Here is a 20,947-nt window from a genome sequence, read left to right as displayed (position 1 = left end):
TCGGTAATTCGGGTGATCGCTTCGGCGATCACCTATTTTTTCTTGAGCAGATCTTCTAATGCCTTAATGTTTTCATTATTGCTGTTATTTTCGAGCCAGCTTTTCGCCTTCTGCTGTAATTCATCACGCAACATGGGTTCTACGTTCAACGCATATTGCAGATTGTTCCAGTCACCATAAACCCGCAATGGGATTTTTAACTGCGCCAGACGACGTACAAACTCGTTCTGCTTACCCCATCCATTGGTTAATTGCACCCATAATGAAACATCGGTGTTCTGTTTCAGTAAATTAGCTTTTCCCTGCCCTTTAATATTGAATATGCCTGAATTCGCTACAAGCTCACTAATTTTAACCTCACCGTGCTCCAATTGGGCTTTCACTGACATATTTTTAGCTTCAGTGAAATCATTTGTATTTGTCGGTTGGCCGACTTGATCTGTTGCCCGCGCAAAAGATTGTTGAATAAGCTGAGGAATATTCAATCCTTCCAGACGCGCGTTTTTTAGATCGATATTCAAATCACCTTGCCAATAATGAGAAATTGCGTACTCATCGTAACCCTCTCCCAAAAGATCACCATCAACATTAAGCTGACCGCTGAATATCGATGGCAATGCCAATGCAGTTAATAAAGATTGTATCTCAATCCGTTGCAAGAACAGCTTTGTGTGCAGTTTTGCCGGAATAACCGTGGCATCAATTGATGTCGGCAGCGCAAAATGCCCACCAAACACGTTGCCACTTAATTTAGTGATTTTCGCCAGGCCACTGTTATTGATAGCTTGCAGACCAAAATGGTCAATATCCATGCCCTGATAAATGAATTTATCTGCTGCCAATGAAATATCAGCATTAAACCCTTGTAAAAAGCTAAGGTCATAGTTAGACAATGGCGAAACCGACGTTGCAATCACCGGTTTTAAGGAATTATTTTCAATCCGATAATCATGTTTTGCCTGCGGCGTATTTTTCGGTAAGGCATCCCACCCCAACAAGTTATCCAAATTGAATTTGGCTGAACTCAAGTTGATAGCGTATTGCGGTTTATCTTGCAAAACGGCAGTAATATTCCCTTTTAGTTCACTCCCATCATTCATTGTCAAGGCTATTTTTTGCAGCGCAATTGATTCAGGTGCCGCCTGATATTTTACTATACTACTGCCCGTTCCCTGGATACCCGCAGATGGTAACCCAACGCCCTGTAATTGGTATTCAAAGGAATGAATGTCGGCCGATAGCTGCTGGGGATAATCAGAAATATCTACTGACGAATTAAGCTCAAATGACAGCTCTTGCTGATTTTTATTGATTTTACTGCGGAGGTTAAGGTTAACGTGATCTTGATCACCGCGTTCCAGCAATAAATTGAGATCACGAACATTTAATTGGGCATGTGCGTTGGTTTGCCAGATCAGTAAGCTATCCACTAATCTGATTCTGGCAATATCCAGTTTCCAAGCCTGGCTTCCCGTGACGCCTGGATAATGCATATCACTTTCCGGCGCAATTGGGGCTTCTGGCTGCTTTTGCGGCTGACTATCCGGCGTGAACCGCAAAACAGCGCCTTTCAACATCACCTCTTTGACTGAAAGTTGATGAGACAGCAGTGGCAACAACTCCACATCCAGACGCATATTTTCAGCCACAATGGTTGGTACCTTGGCATTCTCAGCAGTCAACGAGATCTCACCGGTAAGAATGCTTAACTTGGGCCAAACATGCCAACGCAAGTCATCCTGCAACACAAGCTGGTAGCCACTCTTCTTTTGTACTTGTTTGATTATGTAGCCACGAAAATCATTTGGATTAACCAGCATAACCAATGCCGTCAGGCCAGCTACAATGACTACTAACAAAATAATGAGTGTCGTCAACAATCTTTTCATGACTTCCCCAGTCTCATGTTCACAAGAAGACTATTTTTTCACCATAAGGCTTTTACCAGAAAAGATTAATCCTCACTGATTCGGCTACCTACGGCTCCCTGCTGATTTTTATATTTCGCATCCTGACGCCGATTATAAGGTCGCTCAGCAGAGCCAGAAAGCGGTTCAAAACTCAATGCCCCTATTACCATGCCAGGACGCAAGGCTAAAGGCAGTTTGCCTGAATTGTAGAACTCCAGGACAATTTGCCCCTGCCAACCTGGATCAATGCGATGCGCAGTAACATGGACCATCAAACCAAGGCGCGCCAGAGATGAACGACCATCCAACCAACCGACTAAATTATCAGGCAGTGTGACAGATTCCAGTGTTACTGCCAAAGCCAATTCGCCAGGATGGAGGAAAAATGCTTCGCCATCCGACAAAGTAATTTCATCGCTCATGACACGGTCAAGTGCCGCATTGACTTCCGCCTTAGGGCCACTCAAATCAATATAGGCGGCAGTATGACCACGAAAAACACGAAACTGATTCCCAAGGCGCACATCAGCAGTTGCCCCATTAATACGTTCAACAGGGGGACGAGGGGTAATTACCAGCTTACCTTCATCTAGCCATTTAATAATGTCACGGTCACAGAGTCGCATTATTTCCTCTCAAATACGATGATACTTATGAATGCCTAAACAGCAGATTATTCGCAAAATTGGCCAATCTTGGCTTTTAAGATATCAATGGCCACGCGGTTTTTCCCACCACGAGGCACAATAATATCGGCATATTGTTTTGATGGTTCGATAAATTGCAGGAACATTGGACGCACGGTTTCCTTATACTGCTCCATCACGCAATCCAATGAACGTCCACGTTCATTCACATCACGTTTGATACGGCGCATCAAACAAATATCCAGTGGCGTATCGACAAAAATGGAGAAATCCAGTTCTTGGCGTAGACGCTTATCTGTTAATAGTAGAATACCTTCGAGGATAATAACTCTTTTCGGTTCAAAATGAATGGATTCAGGTTTGCGGGTGTGCTCAACGTAGTCATATTGCGGCAATTCAATGGATTTTCCAGCTTTCAATGCCTGAAGATGTTCAAATAGTAGATTGTGATCCATTGAATTTGGGTGATCATAATTAACTTTATAACGTTCTTCTATCGGGGTGTCAGTTTGGTCTTTATAATAGCAATCTTCTGGGATAACACCGATATTGTGATCACCAACCTGAGCCCGTAATTCTCGATAAAGTGTGCTGGCAATAAGGCTTTTGCCTGAGGCGGAGGCACCTGAAATACCTACGATTGTACACTTATGTGCTTCATCAGCCATACTAAAAATAACCTGGTTAAAAAAGAAAAAAATAAAATAGAAATATGGTATTCGCTAATACCATGTTTGGCGGATTATAGGGAGTTAATGACTTCTATTCCAGAGTAAACAAGATAAGTCTCGTTTTTTTCGATACGTTTCGCATAAAAATCCCGCGATTTTAGGTCTCTGATAGAAAATATTCTGCAAGTAAAAAGCGTAGAAAACACCGAGCACTGATCAATGACTCTGTATCAATTGAGCCATTGACCAACCTTTTCTACACAACCGCGATTACATACGGTTAAACTCATTAATTAAACTGCACGAAAAGAAATTTCAGTTGGGATTTTTTCGCCCTGCCAATACATCTTCGCAGAAATATTCGCAGCGATGTCACGATAAATATCCGCAAATTCACTGTCAGGCTGACTGCTTACTGTTGGTTCACCACGATCGAGATCTTCACGCAGTGAAATATGCAGCGGGATCTGTCCCAGTAATTGGCAATCATATTTTTCTGCCAGCTTTGCCGCCCCACCCGTACCGAAAATTGGCTCATGATGACCGCAGTTACTGCAAATATGGCTGCTCATGTTCTCAATAATACCCAACACTGGCACATTGACTTTCTGGAACATGACAATGCCTTTCATCGCATCGATCAAGGCAATATCTTGTGGTGTCGTGATAACCAACGCACCTGTCACCGGAATATTCTGGGACAACGTTAGCTGGATATCACCTGTTCCTGGTGGCATATCAATCACCAGATAATCCAGATCCGGCCACAGCGTATCTTGCAACATCTGCATCAAGGCCTTACTTGCCATCGGGCCACGCCATACCATCGCGTTATCATCGGTAACAAGATAACCGATGGAGTTGGTTGCCATGCCGTGAACCATGATGGGTGCCATATGCTGCCCATCAGGGGAAGTCGGGCGCTCTTTGGCTGTACCAAGCATATTGGGGATGGATGGCCCATAAATATCCGCATCCAAAATTCCCACTTTTGCGCCTTCCTGTGCCAGCGCCAGCGCCAGATTCACCGCTGTACTGGATTTCCCTACGCCGCCTTTTCCTGAACTCACTGCCACGATATTACGCACACCATTAACACCAGGCAGATTATTGGAACGGCGTAATGTGCTGATATTGTGGCTTAATCGCCATTCAACGGATTTTGCGCCCGTCGCGGATTGCAAGGGCTGAGTGGTTTCTTGCTTTAATATTTCGAAGGCGCGTTTCCAGACAAACGGCATGGTTAATTCAATATGCAATATTCCATCCAGCATAGTGCAATGATGCAATGCTTTCAGGGCAATCAAATCTTGTTCTAAAGTCGGATGTTTGAATGTTGCTAATATCTTTGCAACCTGTTCTTTCAGCAGATCAGGATTGGTCTGCTCCGGGGATTGTGAGTTCATCCCAGCTCCTTTTATTTATCTTTCTCAAACCTATACGCGTTACCTTTCAAGTTGCTCATTATAAGAAAACATAACTCATTGTTTCTCCCCGCTTTGCGGGGAGAAACAATATGCATCTTGAAGTGAGATGGGTATATACGCATTAATTTTGAAGTTAGATTGGTATAAAACTGTTCAGCCATCATAACAGAAGCTAACCACTTCGGATAAAGGCAACAAGTAAAAGTGACGAAGATCTCGCGTTACCCTAGCGACAATGCTCCTTATCAGGTAACATCAAAAACCCTTTTCACTTTATGGAAGTCAGATCCTAACTATGTCTCAAGTCGCGAACAAATTATTGGTGACCTGTGCGTTACCTTATGCTAACGGTCCAATTCATCTCGGTCATATTCTGGAACACATTCAGGCTGATATTTGGGTTCGTTATCATCGAATGCGCGGCAAAGAGGTTCACTTTGTCTGTGCCGACGATGCCCACGGTACACCAATTATGCTGAAAGCCCAGCAAAGTGGTATCTCTCCAGAAGAGATGATTGCCAAGGTGAGCCTAGAGCATCAGCAGGATTTTGCCGGTTTTGCCATCAGCTATGATAATTACCACTCCACGCACAGCGAAGAGAACAGAGTTCTTGCCTCCAAAATTTATCTGGAGCTGAAAAAGAACGGTTACATTAAAAACCGGACAATTTCTCAATTATTTGATCCAGAAAAAAGCATGTTCCTGCCAGACCGTTTCGTCAAAGGTTCCTGCCCAAAATGTAAGGCAGAAGATCAATACGGCGATAACTGTGAAGTCTGTGGCACCACCTATTCCCCAACGGAATTGCTTAACCCTCGTTCTGTTATCTCTGGGGCAACGCCAGAAATGCGTGATACGGAGCATTTCTTCTTCGATCTGCCTGCTTTCAGCGATATGCTGCAAAAATGGACGCGTTCCGGCACCTTGCAAGAACAAGTGGCTAATAAAATGCAGGAATGGTTCGAAGCTGGGCTACAGCAATGGGATATTACCCGCGATGCACCTTATTTTGGTTTTGAGATCCCTGATCAGCCAGGTAAATATTTCTATGTCTGGCTGGATGCCCCAATTGGCTATATGGGCGCGTTCCAAAATCTGTGTGATAAACGTGATGACCTGAATTTCGATGAGTTCTGGACGAAAGATTCCAAAGCCGATCTCTACCATTTTATTGGCAAAGACATCGTTTATTTCCACAGTCTGTTCTGGCCTGCCATGTTGGAAGGCTGTAACTACCGTAAACCAACTAACCTGTTTGTCCACGGGTATATCACGGTTAACGGCACTAAGATGTCCAAGTCCCGTGGCACCTTTATCAAAGCCAGCACTTATCTGCAACACCTTGATGCAGACTGCCTGCGTTATTACTACGCAGCAAAACTCTCTTCCCGCATTGACGATATTGATCTGAATCTGGAAGATTTTGTTCAGCGAGTCAACAGCGATATCGTTAACAAAGTGGTTAACCTTGCTTCACGCAATGCAGGCTTTATCAACAAGCGCTTTGGCGGCAAACTGGCAGGACAACTCGCTGATCCTGCGCTATACCAGAAATTTGTCGATGCTGCACAAAGTATTGCAGAAGACTTTACCAACCGTGAATTCGGCAAAGCAATCCGTGAAATGATGGCACTGGCTGATCTGGCTAACCGCTATGTTGATGAACAAGCACCGTGGGTTGTGGCGAAACAAGAAGGCCGTGATGCTGATTTGCAAGCAATCTGTTCAATGGGGATTAACCTGTTCCGCGTGCTGATGACTTACCTGAAACCTGTACTTCCAAGTTTAGCTGCACGGGCAGAAGCTTTCCTGAATACCGAATTGACCTGGGACGGCATCCAGCAACCTCTGTTGAACCATGACGTTTCACCATTCAAGGCACTGTTCAACCGCATCGAAATGGCGAAAATTGAAGCGATGGTCGCTGATTCCAAAGAGAGTATCGAACCACAAAAAACCGTAACAGGTCCACTGGCTGATGATCCCATTCAGGACACCATTGCATTTGACGACTTTGCCAAGGTTGACCTGCGGATCGCACTGATCAAACAGGCTGATTTTGTCGAGGGTTCAGATAAGTTACTGAAACTCACGCTTGATCTCGGTGGTGAAACTCGCCAGGTCTTCTCTGGTATTCGTTCAGCCTATCCTGATCCCAAAGCACTGGAAAATCGCCTGACAGTGATGGTTGCTAACCTTGCACCACGCAAGATGCGCTTCGGTATTTCAGAAGGTATGGTGATGGCGGCAGGTCCAGGTGGCAAAGATATCTTCCTGTTAAGCCCCGATAGTGGCGCCCAACCAGGTATGCAGGTTAAATAATAGCTGCATATTTTTGATAAACATCATTAATTATCAAATAGATAACAAGGCGGGCTCCAAAAAAGGCCCGCTTTTTAATGTGATGTATGGCACATTTATAATGTTAGTCGTATGATGAAACCCTCGTTATATTGAGGAATTATTGATTATGTCTTTCCAAAATGTGCTGATAATAGGTTGGCAATACCTGCGCGCATTTGCGCTGCTTTATTTGTGCCTGATCGCGGGGAATATCATTTCGGCACAACTTCCCTTCTCTCTCCCCGGTAGTATTATTGGCTTACTGCTCTTGTTTGGCTTACTCGCATCTCAAATTATTCCCTCACACTGGGTAAAACCAGGCTGTAGCCTGTTGATGAAAAATATGACACTGCTCTTTTTACCCATTGGCGTAGGGATCATGGATTATTACCCACAGCTTAGCCAACAAATGCTCCCTATTCTGCTCTCTTGCATCGTTAGCACCGTGATTGTGATGGTCGTTGTTGCCTACAGTTCACACTATATTCATCGTGAACGTATCATTATTGGCACTCATAACCCGACGAATACTAAGCAGCAAGAACTCACCTCTCCCCCCACAAATCCATCACAACAGTTATCACAAGAACCGGAAGAGAAAGAAAAATGTTAAGCCATATCTGGTGGTCACTACCACTAACCCTGATTGTATTTTACTGCGCTAGAAAGCTGTCAGTGCGACTCAAACTGCCTATATTTAATCCGTTATTGATATCAATGGCTGTTATCATCCCCTTACTGTTGCTGACACATACACCATATGGACACTATTTTGCCGGCAGCCGGATACTGAACGATTTGCTGCAACCTGCCGTTGTTGCCCTGGCTTTTCCGCTGTATGAACAGCTACATCAAATCCGGGCCCAATGGAAATCTATTATTAGCATCTGTTTTGTGGGCAGCATTGTCGCAATGGTGACAGGGACTGCTATCGCATTATGGGCAGGTGCTACGCCTGAAATTGCCGCTTCTGTTCTCCCCAAATCCGTGACAACGCCAATTGCTATGGCTGTAGCCAGCTCCATTGGCGGTATTCCTGCTATTAGCGCAGCTTGTGTCATTATGGTAGGGATTTTGGGGGCTATCTTTGGTCACAATCTATTTAACGCCCTGAAAATAAAAACCCAGGCGGCACGAGGGTTGGCAATGGGTACAGCATCCCATGCGGTGGGAACGGCTCGCTGTGCGGAGCTGGATCATGTCGAAGGGGCATACAGTTCACTGGCCTTAATGACCTGCGGCATTATTACTTCACTGATTGCACCTTTTCTATTTCCGGTATTGCTGCATCTGTTTAGCTGATCATTTTATGGTTTCACTGGTTACAAAAACGTAGCGAAAAAGTAAATAAATATCATAAAACAGTGAAAATTTGACATAGGTTAATAAAATTTCACCTTTATTTCACGAATTTCATTAATTATATGCTATTTATTACATTGCAAACCTGAACAGACGTCCTAGAATGACCTTCAATTAATTTGGAGATCATTCTATGCAAGTTCGTTTTCACGCTATTTGGTCAGAAATCACACCTGAACTACAAAAAGCGCTATTACCTTATATTGGCAACGACGATTTTCCAGCCATGCTGACAGCAGAGCAAGCGGAGTCAATTAAACAGCTTTGCGGATTGGATGATCAGGCACTGGCGTTGGCCTTATTGCCACTTGCTGCGGCTTATTCGCTTGCTCCTGTTTCCCATTTTTATGTTGGCGCAATTGCACGGGGAGAAAGTGGCAATCTCTATTTCGGTGCTAATATGGAATTCGTAGGCGTTCCATTACAACAAACTATCCACGCCGAGCAATCGGCCATTACACACGCCTGGCTGCGTGGTGAAAAGAAGTTGGTTACCATCACTGTTAACTATTCACCTTGTGGCCATTGCCGACAATTTATGAATGAACTGAATAGTGGAACACAATTGGAAGTTTGCCTCCCCAACCATTCCTCATTAACTCTGGCCGATTACCTGCCAGAAGCCTTTGGCCCACACGATTTAGCTGACACACCATTGTTACTGGATGAGGTTAATCACGGCCATCAATTAGCTACCAGCGACGAATTGGTGCAAGCAGCATTGGATGCAGCGAACCGCAGCCATGCGCCTTATAGCCAATCCCATGCAGGAATTGCCTTACAAGATGAACAAGGGAAAATTTATACCGGCCGTTATGCAGAAAATGCTGCATTCAACCCAAGCTTACCACCATTACAGGCAGCACTGATTTTCATGAATATGGCAGGTGGTAATTTTAAATCCATTAAGCGAGCAGTCTTGGTGGAAGGTGAAAATAGCCATTTATCACAATGGAATGCGACAGAATGCACATTAGCGGCTCTCGGTTGTACAAAAGCAGAACGGTATACATTTTGAAATGCACTTCATCCAATAACATTTTATTAGCGAATTCTGTATGTTATCTCTCACTTTTGCTCATAATAATCATATCTAAGTAACATTTACTGTACTTATTGTTTTTATCTTCTTAGGATCTATGGCCGATTTTGTTATTGATAAGTTCAAAGAGTAAGCATCATGGAACTGGAACACGAAAGTAAACGTCCTCTCTATATTCCCTACGCTGGCCCTATCTTGTTGGAATTTCCTCTGCTGAATAAAGGCAGTGCCTTTACCGAAGAAGAACGCAGTAATTTCAACTTACATGGCTTATTGCCGCAGGCCGTTGAAACAATAGAAGAGCAGGCCGAACGCGCCTACCGTCAATATTGCGATTTCAAAAACGATATCGATAGACACATTTATTTAAGGAATATTCAGGACACCAACGAAACGCTGTTCTACCGCCTCCTTGATGCTCACTTAAGCGAAATGATGCCTATTATCTACACGCCAACCGTTGGTGCAGCGTGTGAACACTTTTCTGATATTTATCGCCGTGCCCGTGGTTTGTTTATCTCCTATCCAAATCGGGCTTACATTGATGACATGCTGCAAAATGCCACCAAGCAAAATGTAAAAGTTATCGTTGTTACCGATGGCGAGCGCATTCTTGGTCTGGGTGATCAGGGGATCGGAGGCATGGGGATCCCGATTGGCAAACTGTCACTGTACACTTCCTGTGGCGGGATCAGCCCTGCTTATACCCTGCCCGTGGTTTTGGATGTAGGAACCAATAACCCACAGCTCCTCAATGATCCGCTGTATATGGGATGGCGACATCCACGCATTACCGGCAAAGAGTACGAGGAATTTGTCGATGAATTTATTCAGGCTGTGAAACGTCGCTGGCCTAACGTACTGCTGCAATTTGAAGATTTTGCTCAGAACAACGCCATGCCACTGTTGAACCGCTATCGCGATGAGCTTTGCTGCTTCAATGATGACATCCAAGGTACTGCAGCGGTTGCTTTAGGTAGTCTGATTGCCGCCAGCCGTGCCGCAGGCCGCCAATTGAAAGATCAAACTGTGGCATTCCTCGGTGCCGGCTCTGCTGGCTGTGGTATTGCAGAGCAGATCATTGCTCAAATGAAATCTGAAGGATTGAGTGATGAACAAGCTCGTGCCCGCGTGTTTATGGTTGATCGCTTTGGTCTCCTGACTGACAAGCTGCCAAACTTGCTGGACTTCCAAAGTGCTTTGGTTCAAAAAAGCGTCACCTTGCAATCGTGGGATGTCACCAGCGATTCTCTTTCATTGATGGACGTGGTTCGCAATGCCAAGCCTACCGTTCTGATTGGTGTTTCTGGTCAATCAGGTCTGTTCAACGAAGGGATCATCCGTGAAATGCACAAACATTGTGAACGTCCCATCGTGATGCCGCTGTCCAACCCAACTTCACGTGTAGAAGCTCGTCCAGAAGACATCATCAATTGGACGGAAGGCAAAGCATTGGTCGCTACAGGAAGTCCGTTTGCACCCGTAAAATATAACGGTCAGGAATATCCAATCGCACAATGCAACAACTCCTATATCTTCCCAGGCATCGGCTTAGGTGTTATCGCTGCCGGCGCCAAACGTGTTACCGATGATATGCTGATGGCTGCCAGCCGCGCATTAGCGGATTGTTCACCACTGGCGCAAACAGGCTCTGGCCCATTGTTGCCACCGATTGATGACATCCAGGATGTTTCCCGCAAAATAGCCAAAGAAGTGGCGAAAAAGGCCCAAATTCAAGGCGTAGCGATTGTTACATCGGAAGATGCGTTGGATGAAGCGATTGAACGCAATTTCTGGAAACCAGAATATCGCGTCTATAAACGCACTTCATTCTGATATTAGTAATAAGCCTGCCAGTCATATTGGCAGGCTTGAAAAATAATCCAATATACCAATCCAACTTCAAGTTGTAGCTTGCAAATCAATGTGATGGTTTATCTCTCCCCGCTTCGCGGGGAGAGATCACACGCATCTTGAAGTGAGATTGCTTATATTTTTAAATTGAATCAGTTTAGTTCCGGTATGATCCCTCCCAAAACTTGCTTCGATATTTCAAGTCAAGTAGCCTTTAGGCCATTGGTTCATCAGCACATATAAGGCAAACAAAAAAATCATGTGGAAGCGCTTGATTACTGGTCTCATTTTTATCATTGCTGTCCTGATACTGGCAGCCATTATGCTTGACCGTTGGGTTAGCTGGAAAACCGCTCCTTACATTTTTGATGATGTCAGGCAACTGCCTGAGCGAGAAGTTGGTATGGTACTCGGCACGTCCAAATATTATAAAACCGGTACATATAACCAATATTATTTCTATCGTATCCAGGGAGCAGTGAATGCTTACAACAGCGGTAAAGTTAAGTACCTGCTATTAAGCGGAGATAACGCCCAGCATAGTTATAATGAACCCATTACCATGCGGAAGGATTTAATCAAGGCAGGCATTCCGGCCAGTGACATTGTGATGGATTTTGCCGGATTCAGAACATTAGATTCGGTTGTCAGAACCCGCAAGGTATTTGATACCAACGATTTTACTATCATCACTCAACGCTTCCACTGCGAACGAGCCTTGTTTATCGCTATGCATTTTGGTATAGAAGCGCAATGTTATGTGGTTCCCTCCCCCAAAAATATGATGACAATCCGTTTCAGGGAAGTCTTGGCTCGTCTCGGCGCCTTAACTGATCTCTATATTTTAAAACGTGAACCGCGCTTTTTAGGCCCATTATTGCCTATCCCTGCGCAACATACCGCACCAACAGGAATTCAAGGTTACCCTGCGGTATCACCAGAAGAGTTACAGGAATTAGAAAAGAAGTCACAGAGAAAATAAGAATGGATGTACCAATCTAACCTCAAGATGCGTGTGATTTCTCCCCGCGAAGCGGGAAGAAATCAGGTTTCATCGAGTGTTGTAAATGGCAACTTGAAGTTTAATGCGTATAAAAATTGCAGTTTAGCGACAAAACTAAACCTTACCGGCCAATTTTGCGGTTAAGCTACGCCAGAGCTTTTCCATCGGCCCCTGAGAATAACGTTGCAACCACCAGCAAGCAAACCAAATATTGAATGCCCAGATAAAAGGAATAAATGCCATTAACTCCAAACGACTAAACTGTCCAAATAACTCAAAGCGATAAAAAAGTGTGGTACAAATCAGTGTTTGTAACAAGTAGCTGCTCAGTGCCATTTTCCCGACCTGCCGGAGCCAAAACGCGATTTTCCAACGTGAAATGACAGGCCAAAATCCATAAATTAATGCAATATAAGCCAATGCTAGCAACGGTGTCGCCAATTCAGTAATGGTGTAGCGGACGGTCCAAGATGCGAAATAGCTGTAGGGATATAAATATTGTATCGACAAGGCAATCCCCTGAACCAGCATACCAACAGGGATCAGACATAATGCCAATCGGCGGTAATGATTATGGCTAAATTCCCCTTTCAACCAACCATTGCGTAGTAACATAGCGCCACAAAGCATAACCCCCATTATTTGCCAGCCATATTGCACAATCACCACAATCATCGCACCGCTTATCTGACGAATACGGTATTCTATGGCTAATAATCCACCATACATTTTCCAGTAGCTTTCATAAGAAATATCTTCCGGTGTCGGCTGCCAAAATGCATTATTTTCCCCTACAGGAAAGAGTCCTAAAAGGTAAAACATCATTATGCCGAATAAATAAAAAGTCGCCGCTGTACCAAACAACTTTTGACGGGTATTGATAAAACGCCATGCCAATAAACCAACAACGCCATATGACAACAAAATGTCGCCATCCCATAGCAAAACACCATGCAGCAAACCAATAACAGCCAAAACCAGTAACCGGGAAATATTCCAATCACGTCCCCGCTGCCGAAGCAATTCAAGTGATGCGCCGAACAACAGCGTCAAGATGAACAGGAATTTTCCCTGAGTAAAAGTATTCAATACAGACCATGTCATCACGTCAGAGAACGAGACTGAATCTTTATAAAACAAATTCATAGAGGCTGCATATGGCAAAGCAAAACTGGAAATGTTCAGCAATAATATTCCCAAAATGGCAAAACCACGCACACTATCAACTATCTCAATTCTCTGACACATTACCCCATTACAACTGTGTTTCATGATAATAAAAGTTCATCATGACAAATGCAGGTGACGCACAGCACGCAGGAATTCCTGTCGTGTATTCTGGCTGGTTTTAAATAACCCTCCCAGAGAAGTCGTTGTCGTGGTACTGGTTGCATCGCGAATACCACGTGCTTTCACGCAATAATGGACAGCATCAATGGAAACAGCAACATTGTTTGTACCAAGCAAAGTTTGCAGAGCAATCAGGATCTGCTGTGTTAAGCGTTCCTGCACTTGTGGACGCTGGGCAAAAAACTGAACAATGCGATTAATCTTCGACAAACCAATAACTTTATCTTTAGGAATATAAGCAACCGTGGCTTTGCCATCAATAGTGACAAAATGGTGTTCACAAGTGCTGGTCATCGTAATATCACGCACTGTTACCATTTCATCCACTTTCATTTTATTTTCTATCAGCGTAATTTTCGGGAAATTGTTATAGTCCAACCCTGAGAATATCTCATCCACATACATTTTCGCGATACGAGCGGGCGTATCTGCCAAACTGTCATCACTCAAATCGAGATTTAACAGCTTCATAATTTCTGTCATGTGTTCCTCAATGCGTACTTTACGCACCTCTGGCGCCAAAGTTTGTCCACGCAATGGGGTTTCAAGACCACGGGCAACCAGTGCCGAATGCACCAGCGCAGCTTCTGTACTTAGGGATGACATCAGTTTCTCCAAGGTAAATATTTCCGTTACTTGACGGGAAATCGGGACGCTTATTTTACGCAGATATCAGCGAATGTAATACCACACAATATCGACTTTATTATCTTGTTCTACGCATATATCGTTTGCACGAATAAGCGCATAACTATACCTGTATATCATCAATGCACCAAATCAGGATGGCTCACGATGAGTATTGGTGCGATAAAATACCAGCAAACCAGCAATGAGCAACCCAATAAATGCGATATACAACGCAGGTTCCAGTTTGCCTGTCAGCCATGTCGAAGTAGCGGATAACATTGGCCCGACCAATTGTCCCAATGCATAGCCCGTGGTCAGCAATCCCGCCATATAACGGGCATGATTGGGCGCCAATTCACGGCCATACTGCAAAGCAAGCTGTACTACACACATAAATCCACCGCCTATCAGCAATGCCCCAATCATCAAACCACTAATGCCCGGCAACATTTCCGCAATCAGGATACCTAGTGCCTGAAGCCATAACGTCACCGCCAGACGAATTTGGGATGTTGATACATTACGCAACAAAATTCCTAACATAATGCCAATGACCGAAGCACCACCAAATATTGGCCAGACAAACTGGGCAAACAAGCTATCAGGAAAACGCACTGTCGCCATTTGGGAAAGAAATGTCGCAGGCAAAATATAGCCAAATCCAGCCAGGCTATAACACCACACTAATCGCTTGATTTTCGGTGTCAGACTCAAGGTTTGGATTGCCGTCTGCGGACGGTGCAATTCACCGCTGCGGGGCAGATAACGACTGACATAAATGCTGAATAACAGCGCCAGGATGCCATATAACATCCACGCACTGGCTGCGCTCATCTGCCAGGACTGGAGCCCTATTGCTACCATGCCACTGATAAATATCCCCACTCCGGTCCCTGAGAAAACGGCTGCACTCAACCCCGGACGATTCAATTTTGCCAATTCATCATTCGTCCATGCGGCAACCAATACCAGCGTCCAACCACTGGCCCAGCCAATAAAAAAGCGGGCAATACTGTGTAATATCGGGCCATCCAACAATGCAGAAAGCAAGGTGATAATGACAGATCCCCACAAACCGCTCCACAAACGGTATTCTACAAAACGTTGCGCCCGCATGGCATCATAAGAACCCGCCAGATAGCCGAGGTAATTGAATGCTGCAACTATCCCCGCACTCGTTAACGTGAGTTGTGACTCAGCGATCATTAATGGAACTTGTGGGGTAAAAGTAAAGCGTCCTATTCCCATTGCAACAACCAAAGCGAGGAAGCCACTTAATGCAATCTGAAAAGCTTGATAATTACGATGAAGAGATGTAACAGTTTGATTTTTCATAGTGATTAAATAGTAATAAAATTAATTAGTTTGGAGGGCATCATCCAGTTATAACAAATCATGAATATAATATACATCTTTTCTTAACAAACCTCTCTCTGTGGCAGTCACCATCGCCTGTCATTCCCCAACAATGCAATCTTTGCCATAATGCATCCCCTACAAGAATAAACAGTTGCCCGCAATTTGCGGCGTATAGGGAGTTTCTTATGGATCACTGTCATACCTCACTTGAGCAAGCACTAGAAACATTACTGACACACACCGTTCCCCTCACTGCTACCCCTTTGATCACGACAGAAACCATTAACCTGACTGAATCTGCGAACCGAATTACCGCCACTGATATCATTTCCCCGATCAACGTACCCTCGTTTGATAACTCAGCAATGGACGGTTATGCCATTCGCCTGGCAGATCTGCACGAAAACCACATCTTACCAGTGGCAGGTAAGGCGCTGGCTGGTATGCCGTTTCAGCAAGAATGGCCGAACGGCAGTTGCATCCGCATTATGACTGGTGCCCCCATTCCTCCTGGCACTGATGCTGTTGTGATGCAAGAACAAACGGAGGTTACCGAAACAGGCATTCGCTTCCCCCATCCGGTAAAACCAGGGCAGAATATTCGCACCATTGGGGAAGATATCAGCCAAAATGCGGTGGTATTGCCAAAAGGGATTAAGCTCTCCACAGCACAATTACCGCTGATTGCTTCGCTAGGTATTGCAACGATTGATGTTGTCCGCAAACTGAAAGTTGCCATTTTTTCTACCGGTGATGAGTTACAAGCCATCGGTAAACCCTTACAGGCAGGCCAAATTTACGATACCAACCGATTTGCTATTCGCCTGATGCTGGAAAAACTGGATTGTGAAATTATCGATCTTGGCGTAATCCGCGATGATCCTGATGCATTGCGCCAGACCTTTATTGAAGCAGATAAACAAGCAGATTTAGTGATCAGCAGTGGTGGCGTTTCTGTCGGTGAAGCGGATTACACCAGACAAATTTTAGACGAAATAGGAAAAATTAGTTTTTGGAAACTCGCTATCAAACCGGGAAAACCTTTCGCTTTTGGAAAATTGGAAAATGCCTGGTTCTGCGGCTTGCCAGGTAACCCTGTGTCTGCCGTACTCACGTTCTACCAATTAGTACAACCATTGATTGCCCATTTAGCGGGTTTTTCTGCATGGCAACCACCTATGCGTCTCACAGCCAAGACGACAACACCTTTGAAAAAATCCCCTGGCAGACTGGATTTCCAACGTGGTATTGCTTCACTTAATGAACAAGGTGAATTAGAGGTACAAACTACAGGGCATCAAGGTTCCCATATCTTTAGTTCATATAACCTCGGCAACTGTTTTATTGTGTTGGAACGGGAACGTGGGCATGTTGCTGCTGGTGAAACGGTACAAATCGAGTTTTTTAACTATTTATTGAAATAACCAGTAATTGAAAAACTAATATACCAATCTAACTTCAAGATGCGTGTGATTTCATAGAGTGTTGTAAATGCAACTTGCAGTTTAATGCGTATAACTAAGAAGATAATGAAACATGGCAGTCGAACTTACTGATGAAGAAACGTTGCGTTATAACCGACAAATTGTCTTACGTGGTTTCGATTTCGACGGGCAGGAAAAATTAAAATCAGCCAAGGTGTTGATAGTGGGAGCTGGGGGGCTGGGTTGCGCTGCTTCCCAATATCTTGCAGCGGCAGGTATTGGAACAATCACCCTGCTGGATTTTGACACGGTTTCCCTTTCCAATTTGCAACGGCAGATCCTCCACCGCGATGAGCGTATTGGTATGGCAAAAGTGCATTCCGCGGCGCTGACCCTGCGGGAGATCAATCCACATATCGCCATCAATCCCATTGAAGGACTATTGGATGATCCGGCGTTAGATGAGTTAATCAGCCAACATGAAATTGTACTCGACTGTACAGATAATGTTGCCATTCGTGAACAACTCAATCGTCTGTGTTATGGCCGTAAAATAACATTGGTTTCGGGTGCTGCGATCCGCATGGAAGGCCAGCTTTCCGTCTTTACTTACCAACCGGAAACCCCCTGTTACCGTTGCCTGAGTCGTTTGTTTGGCGAAAACAGCCTGACTTGTGTTGAAGCAGGTGTTATGGCGCCATTGGTAGGAACTATCGGCTCATTGCAGGCAATGGAAACAATTAAGCTACTGACCCAATACGGGCAAACCTGTCACGGCAAAGTATTACTTTTTGATGCAATGACAATGCAATTTCGCCAAATAACGTTGCGGCAAGATCCTTTATGTGAAGTTTGCCGGTCGCAGTGAATATGTCGTTGAAAACTTATTTTGATAAAGAAACATCCAGCCCAATTGAGCCGGATGTTTCTCTGTTAATATCAAAGTCTTATTCGCCAATACCTTGACTTCTCAGATACTCATCATAAGTACCTTTAAAATCAATAACCTTGTCAGATTTAATTTCCAAAATACGGCTAGCCAGTGAACTCACAAAGGCACGGTCATGGGAGACGAAAATCAGCGTTCCCTGGTAGAGTTCCAACGCAAGGTTCAAAGACTCGATAGATTCCATATCTAGGTGGTTAGTCGGTTCATCCATGACCAGAATATTCGGCTTATGCATCATCAGCTTGCCAAACAGCATCCGGCCTTGCTCACCACCGGAAAGCACACCCACTTTCTTCTTGATATCATCCTGCCCAAACAACAAGCGACCAAGAATACTGCGTACAGCCTGTTCATCATCGCCTTCGCGCTTCCATTGGCTCATCCACTCAAACACCGTCATATCACAGTTAAAATCACTGGCATGATCCTGCGCATAATAACCAATCGTGCTATTTTCAGACCATTTAATGGTGCCGCTATTTGGCGTTTCCTCACCAATCAGCGTCTTCAGAAGAGTCGTTTTACCAATACCGTTTTCACCGATTACCGCCATCTTTTCGCCGACTTCCATCAGCAAATTTAGATTTTTAAACAGGGGTTCGTTATCGTATCCCTTGGTTAATCCCTCCAATTCCAGCGCATTACGGAACAGTTTCTTCTCTTGCTCAAAGCGGATATAAGGATTCTGACGGCTGGAAGCCTTTACCTCTTCCAACTGGATCTTGTCAATTTGGCGGGCACGGGAAGTTGCCTGTTTAGACTTAGAAGCATTAGCACTAAAACGGCTAACGAATGCCTGCAAGTCAGCAATCTGTGCCTTTTTCTTGGCATTATCGGCCAACAGACGTTCACGCGCTTGCGTTGCGGCAATCATGTACTCATCATAGTTACCAGGGAATAGACGCAGTTCGCCATAATCCAGATCGGCCATATGTGTACATACCGTATTCAGGAAATGGCGGTCATGGGAAATAATGATCATGGTGCTGTTACGTTCGTTGAGCACTTGCTCCAACCAACGGATAGTATCGATATCCAGGTTGTTGGTTGGCTCATCGAGCAGCAGAACGTCAGGATTGGAAAACAAGGCTTGTGCCAGCAATACACGCAATTTCCAGCCCGGTGCTACTGCACTCATCAAGCCATAATGCTGCTCAACGGGAATACCGACACCCAGCAACAATTCGCCAGCACGCGCTTCTGCACTGTAACCATCCATCTCACCATAAGCGACTTCCAGATCCGCGACACGATAACCATCTTCTTCGCTCATTTCTGCCATCGCATAAATGCGGTCACGCTCCTGTTTGACTTCCCACAGTTCCTGGTGCCCCATGATGACGGTATCCAACACGGTATATTCTTCGAAAGCAAACTGATCCTGGCGCAACTTACCCATACGCTCGTTAGGATCAAGGCTGACATTACCGGAAGTTGGGGTTAAATCTCTGCCCAGGATTTTCATGAAAGTAGATTTACCTGCCCCATTCGCCCCAATCAAACCATAGCGGTTACCGTTACCGAATTTGACAGAAATATTTTCAAACAGTGGCTTACTGCCAAACTGCATAGTGATGTTGTTTGTACTTAACACAACTGTTGCTCTTATAAGTGAATAAAAGGGAGATGATAAAACTGATAGCCGCGCATTATGCCACAATAGAAGAAAAGTATCGCCAGAATGCGTTACCCACTTTCAAAATCAGGGCATCACCTCAAATAACACACTGAATATTAATCATTTTTCCATAAAATAAACTAATCTATTGGACAGAGAAATATAGAATAGAAAACGGTACTGTTATAAACTTTCCTCTATATTTTACAAATCATCAAATTGATATACCGGAAAAACACAATGCAAAAAGTAAGATGGGGTATTATAGGTTGTGGTGACGTAACAGAAGTAAAAAGTGGCCCAGCTTTTTATAAATTAGGGAATTCAGAATTAGTCGCCGTCATGCGTCGCAATGCGGATTTAGCCAAAGATTTTGCCGAACGGCATAATATCCGAAAATGGTACTCGGATGCCGAATCGTTGGTTAATGATCCGGAAGTTGATGCTGTTTATATTGCAACCCCACCTTCTACCCACAAAAAATATACTATTTTAGCAGCACAAGCTGGCAAAAGTGTTTATGTCGAAAAACCCATGGCATTAACCTTTGAAGAATGCAACGAAATGATTGCTATCTGCCGATTTCAAAAAGTTCCCTTGTTCGTCGCTTATTACCGCAGAGCATTACCAAGGTTTATTAAAATAAAAGAATTAATTGATTCTGGCGCAATTGGTACACCACGGATAGTCAATTGTATGCAATTTAGGGAAATGGCGTCTATCTATCAAGATCCCAATAATTTACCCTGGTTTGTACAACCAGAAATATCTGGTGGTGGTTTATTTGTTGATTTAGCGTGCCATACACTGGATATATTGGATTTTCTGCTGGGAAAAATTATCTCAGTCAAAGGACATGCCAATTCACAGGCAAAAGCCTATCCCGCCGAAGACTGTGTTTCCATGTCATTTATGTTCGAAAATCATGTTCAGGGAGTTGGCATTTGGAATTTTGTCGCCAGTTCTCGTGAGGATAAAGTCGAAATTATCGGTACAAAAGGCAAAATCGTTTTTGCCACATTTGGTGATTCCCCCATTTCACACTATGACGAAAATAATCAATTACACCAATATCATTTCGAAAATCCAAAACATATCCAAATGCCATTCATCCAGACAATGATTAATAACATACAAGTAAATGGCAATTGTCCATCCACAGGTGAATCTGCCGCCCGCACCAGTTGGGTTATGGATGAAGTATTAAAAGAATATCGGACTGCTGCAAATATTATTTCCTAACTGGCTTAATGTTACTGTTTATACCAATCTAACTTCAAGATGCGTGTGATTTCTTCCCGCGAAGCGGGAAGAAATCAGGTTTCATATCGTGTTGTAAATTGCAACTTGAAGTTTA

17 protein-coding genes are annotated in these 20,947 nt (G+C 44.2%); 9 read left to right on the top strand and 8 right to left on the bottom strand.

Annotated features, from left to right (window positions below; all coding sequences use genetic code 11):
• Nucleotides 1-32 precede the first annotated feature (32 nt).
• From asmA to apbC, 4 genes are all read right to left on the bottom strand, one after another.
• Entirely contained in the window at nucleotides 33-1,889 is a 1,857-nt protein-coding gene (gene asmA, locus WDV75_RS07725; RefSeq protein ID WP_273558354.1) for an outer membrane assembly protein AsmA, read from the bottom strand.
• Nucleotides 1,890-1,954: 65 nt separating this feature from the next.
• Complete coding sequence (dcd, locus tag WDV75_RS07720) at nucleotides 1,955-2,536, bottom strand: dCTP deaminase (protein ID WP_189758461.1); 582 nt, start codon at nucleotides 2,534-2,536, stop codon at nucleotides 1,955-1,957.
• Nucleotides 2,537-2,583: 47 nt separating this feature from the next.
• Nucleotides 2,584-3,225 (bottom strand): uridine kinase, encoded by a 642-nt coding sequence (gene udk / locus WDV75_RS07715; protein WP_189758460.1) that lies wholly within the window; start codon nucleotides 3,223-3,225, stop codon nucleotides 2,584-2,586.
• A 296-nt stretch (nucleotides 3,226-3,521) separates the two neighbouring features.
• Nucleotides 3,522-4,634, bottom strand: a complete 1,113-nt coding sequence (apbC, locus tag WDV75_RS07710; protein WP_273558355.1) for an iron-sulfur cluster carrier protein ApbC — start codon at nucleotides 4,632-4,634, stop codon at nucleotides 3,522-3,524.
• 316 nt (nucleotides 4,635-4,950) lie between these two features.
• Here apbC and metG point away from each other — a divergent pair, with 316 nt between their 5' ends.
• From metG to sanA, 6 genes are all read left to right on the top strand, one after another.
• Nucleotides 4,951-6,978, top strand: a complete 2,028-nt coding sequence (gene metG / locus WDV75_RS07705) for a methionine--tRNA ligase (protein WP_273558356.1) — start codon at nucleotides 4,951-4,953, stop codon at nucleotides 6,976-6,978.
• Between the two features lie 148 nt (nucleotides 6,979-7,126).
• The gene (locus WDV75_RS07700) at nucleotides 7,127-7,612 is read left to right on the top strand and encodes a CidA/LrgA family protein (RefSeq protein WP_273558357.1); all 486 of its coding nucleotides are present in this window, start codon (nucleotides 7,127-7,129) and stop codon (nucleotides 7,610-7,612) included.
• A complete protein-coding gene (locus tag WDV75_RS07695; RefSeq protein ID WP_273558358.1) occupies nucleotides 7,606-8,301 on the top strand; it encodes a CidB/LrgB family autolysis modulator in 696 nt (231 codons plus the stop codon). Before WDV75_RS07700 ends, WDV75_RS07695 begins: the two co-directional genes overlap by 7 nt.
• A 193-nt stretch (nucleotides 8,302-8,494) precedes the next feature.
• Nucleotides 8,495-9,379, top strand: a complete 885-nt coding sequence (gene cdd, locus WDV75_RS07690; RefSeq protein ID WP_189758455.1) for a cytidine deaminase — start codon at nucleotides 8,495-8,497, stop codon at nucleotides 9,377-9,379.
• 162 nt (nucleotides 9,380-9,541) lie between these two features.
• On the top strand, nucleotides 9,542-11,239 hold the full coding sequence (locus WDV75_RS07685; protein WP_273558359.1) for an NAD-dependent malic enzyme: 1,698 nt from the start codon (nucleotides 9,542-9,544) through the stop codon (nucleotides 11,237-11,239).
• A gap of 277 nt (nucleotides 11,240-11,516) precedes the next feature.
• Nucleotides 11,517-12,239: an outer membrane permeability protein SanA gene (gene sanA, locus WDV75_RS07680; RefSeq protein WP_189758453.1), complete on the top strand. Its 723-nt coding sequence runs from the start codon at nucleotides 11,517-11,519 to the stop codon at nucleotides 12,237-12,239.
• A 135-nt stretch (nucleotides 12,240-12,374) separates the two neighbouring features.
• On the opposite strand, the gene yeiB is transcribed toward sanA, so the two are convergent.
• The 3 genes from yeiB to WDV75_RS07665 all read right to left on the bottom strand — a co-directional run bounded on the left by yeiB (nucleotide 12,375) and on the right by WDV75_RS07665 (nucleotide 15,575).
• On the bottom strand, nucleotides 12,375-13,508 hold the full coding sequence (yeiB, locus tag WDV75_RS07675) for a DUF418 domain-containing protein YeiB (protein WP_273558360.1): 1,134 nt from the start codon (nucleotides 13,506-13,508) through the stop codon (nucleotides 12,375-12,377).
• A 39-nt stretch (nucleotides 13,509-13,547) separates the two neighbouring features.
• Nucleotides 13,548-14,216 (bottom strand): GTP cyclohydrolase I FolE, encoded by a 669-nt coding sequence (gene folE / locus WDV75_RS07670; RefSeq protein ID WP_189758451.1) that lies wholly within the window; start codon nucleotides 14,214-14,216, stop codon nucleotides 13,548-13,550.
• 174 nt (nucleotides 14,217-14,390) lie between these two features.
• Nucleotides 14,391-15,575, bottom strand: a complete 1,185-nt coding sequence (locus WDV75_RS07665) for a YbfB/YjiJ family MFS transporter (RefSeq protein WP_273558361.1) — start codon at nucleotides 15,573-15,575, stop codon at nucleotides 14,391-14,393.
• Between the two features lie 209 nt (nucleotides 15,576-15,784).
• On the opposite strand from WDV75_RS07665, the gene moeA reads away from it, so the two are divergent.
• A complete protein-coding gene (moeA, locus tag WDV75_RS07660; RefSeq protein ID WP_273558362.1) occupies nucleotides 15,785-17,023 on the top strand; it encodes a molybdopterin molybdotransferase MoeA in 1,239 nt (412 codons plus the stop codon).
• 112 nt (nucleotides 17,024-17,135) lie between these two features.
• Nucleotides 17,136-17,891, top strand: coding sequence for a molybdopterin-synthase adenylyltransferase MoeB (gene moeB, locus WDV75_RS07655; RefSeq protein WP_273558363.1), 756 nt, complete (start codon nucleotides 17,136-17,138; stop codon nucleotides 17,889-17,891).
• 79 nt (nucleotides 17,892-17,970) lie between these two features.
• Here the strand turns inward: moeB and WDV75_RS07650 are convergent, their stop codons facing one another.
• Entirely contained in the window at nucleotides 17,971-19,542 is a 1,572-nt protein-coding gene (locus WDV75_RS07650) for an ABC-F family ATPase (RefSeq protein WP_422399065.1), read from the bottom strand.
• A 288-nt stretch (nucleotides 19,543-19,830) separates the two neighbouring features.
• On the opposite strand from WDV75_RS07650, the gene WDV75_RS07645 reads away from it, so the two are divergent.
• Nucleotides 19,831-20,832, top strand: coding sequence for a Gfo/Idh/MocA family protein (locus WDV75_RS07645; RefSeq protein ID WP_273558365.1), 1,002 nt, complete (start codon nucleotides 19,831-19,833; stop codon nucleotides 20,830-20,832).
• The last annotated feature ends 115 nt before the right edge of the window (nucleotides 20,833-20,947 follow it).

Source organism: Xenorhabdus griffiniae (assembly GCF_037265215.1).
In the GTDB taxonomy this organism is placed as follows: Bacteria; Pseudomonadota; Gammaproteobacteria; order Enterobacterales; family Enterobacteriaceae; genus Xenorhabdus; species Xenorhabdus griffiniae.
This window is presented reverse-complemented; position numbering and strand designations above follow the sequence as displayed.

Coding starts and splice junctions, on each gene's coding strand:
- asmA (WP_273558354.1), bottom strand. CDS start 1,889: ATGAAAAGATTGTTGACGACACTCATTATTTTGTTAGTAGTCATTGTA.
- dcd (WP_189758461.1), bottom strand. CDS start 2,536: ATGCGACTCTGTGACCGTGACATTATTAAATGGCTAGATGAAGGTAAG.
- udk (WP_189758460.1), bottom strand. CDS start 3,225: ATGGCTGATGAAGCACATAAGTGTACAATCGTAGGTATTTCAGGTGCC.
- apbC (WP_273558355.1), bottom strand. CDS start 4,634: ATGAACTCACAATCCCCGGAGCAGACCAATCCTGATCTGCTGAAAGAA.
- metG (WP_273558356.1), top strand. CDS start 4,951: ATGTCTCAAGTCGCGAACAAATTATTGGTGACCTGTGCGTTACCTTAT.
- WDV75_RS07700 (WP_273558357.1), top strand. CDS start 7,127: ATGTCTTTCCAAAATGTGCTGATAATAGGTTGGCAATACCTGCGCGCA.
- WDV75_RS07695 (WP_273558358.1), top strand. CDS start 7,606: ATGTTAAGCCATATCTGGTGGTCACTACCACTAACCCTGATTGTATTT.
- cdd (WP_189758455.1), top strand. CDS start 8,495: ATGCAAGTTCGTTTTCACGCTATTTGGTCAGAAATCACACCTGAACTA.
- WDV75_RS07685 (WP_273558359.1), top strand. CDS start 9,542: ATGGAACTGGAACACGAAAGTAAACGTCCTCTCTATATTCCCTACGCT.
- sanA (WP_189758453.1), top strand. CDS start 11,517: ATGTGGAAGCGCTTGATTACTGGTCTCATTTTTATCATTGCTGTCCTG.
- yeiB (WP_273558360.1), bottom strand. CDS start 13,508: ATGTGTCAGAGAATTGAGATAGTTGATAGTGTGCGTGGTTTTGCCATT.
- folE (WP_189758451.1), bottom strand. CDS start 14,216: ATGTCATCCCTAAGTACAGAAGCTGCGCTGGTGCATTCGGCACTGGTT.
- WDV75_RS07665 (WP_273558361.1), bottom strand. CDS start 15,575: ATGAAAAATCAAACTGTTACATCTCTTCATCGTAATTATCAAGCTTTT.
- moeA (WP_273558362.1), top strand. CDS start 15,785: ATGGATCACTGTCATACCTCACTTGAGCAAGCACTAGAAACATTACTG.
- moeB (WP_273558363.1), top strand. CDS start 17,136: ATGGCAGTCGAACTTACTGATGAAGAAACGTTGCGTTATAACCGACAA.
- WDV75_RS07650 (WP_422399065.1), bottom strand. CDS start 19,542: ATGCAGTTTGGCAGTAAGCCACTGTTTGAAAATATTTCTGTCAAATTC.
- WDV75_RS07645 (WP_273558365.1), top strand. CDS start 19,831: ATGCAAAAAGTAAGATGGGGTATTATAGGTTGTGGTGACGTAACAGAA.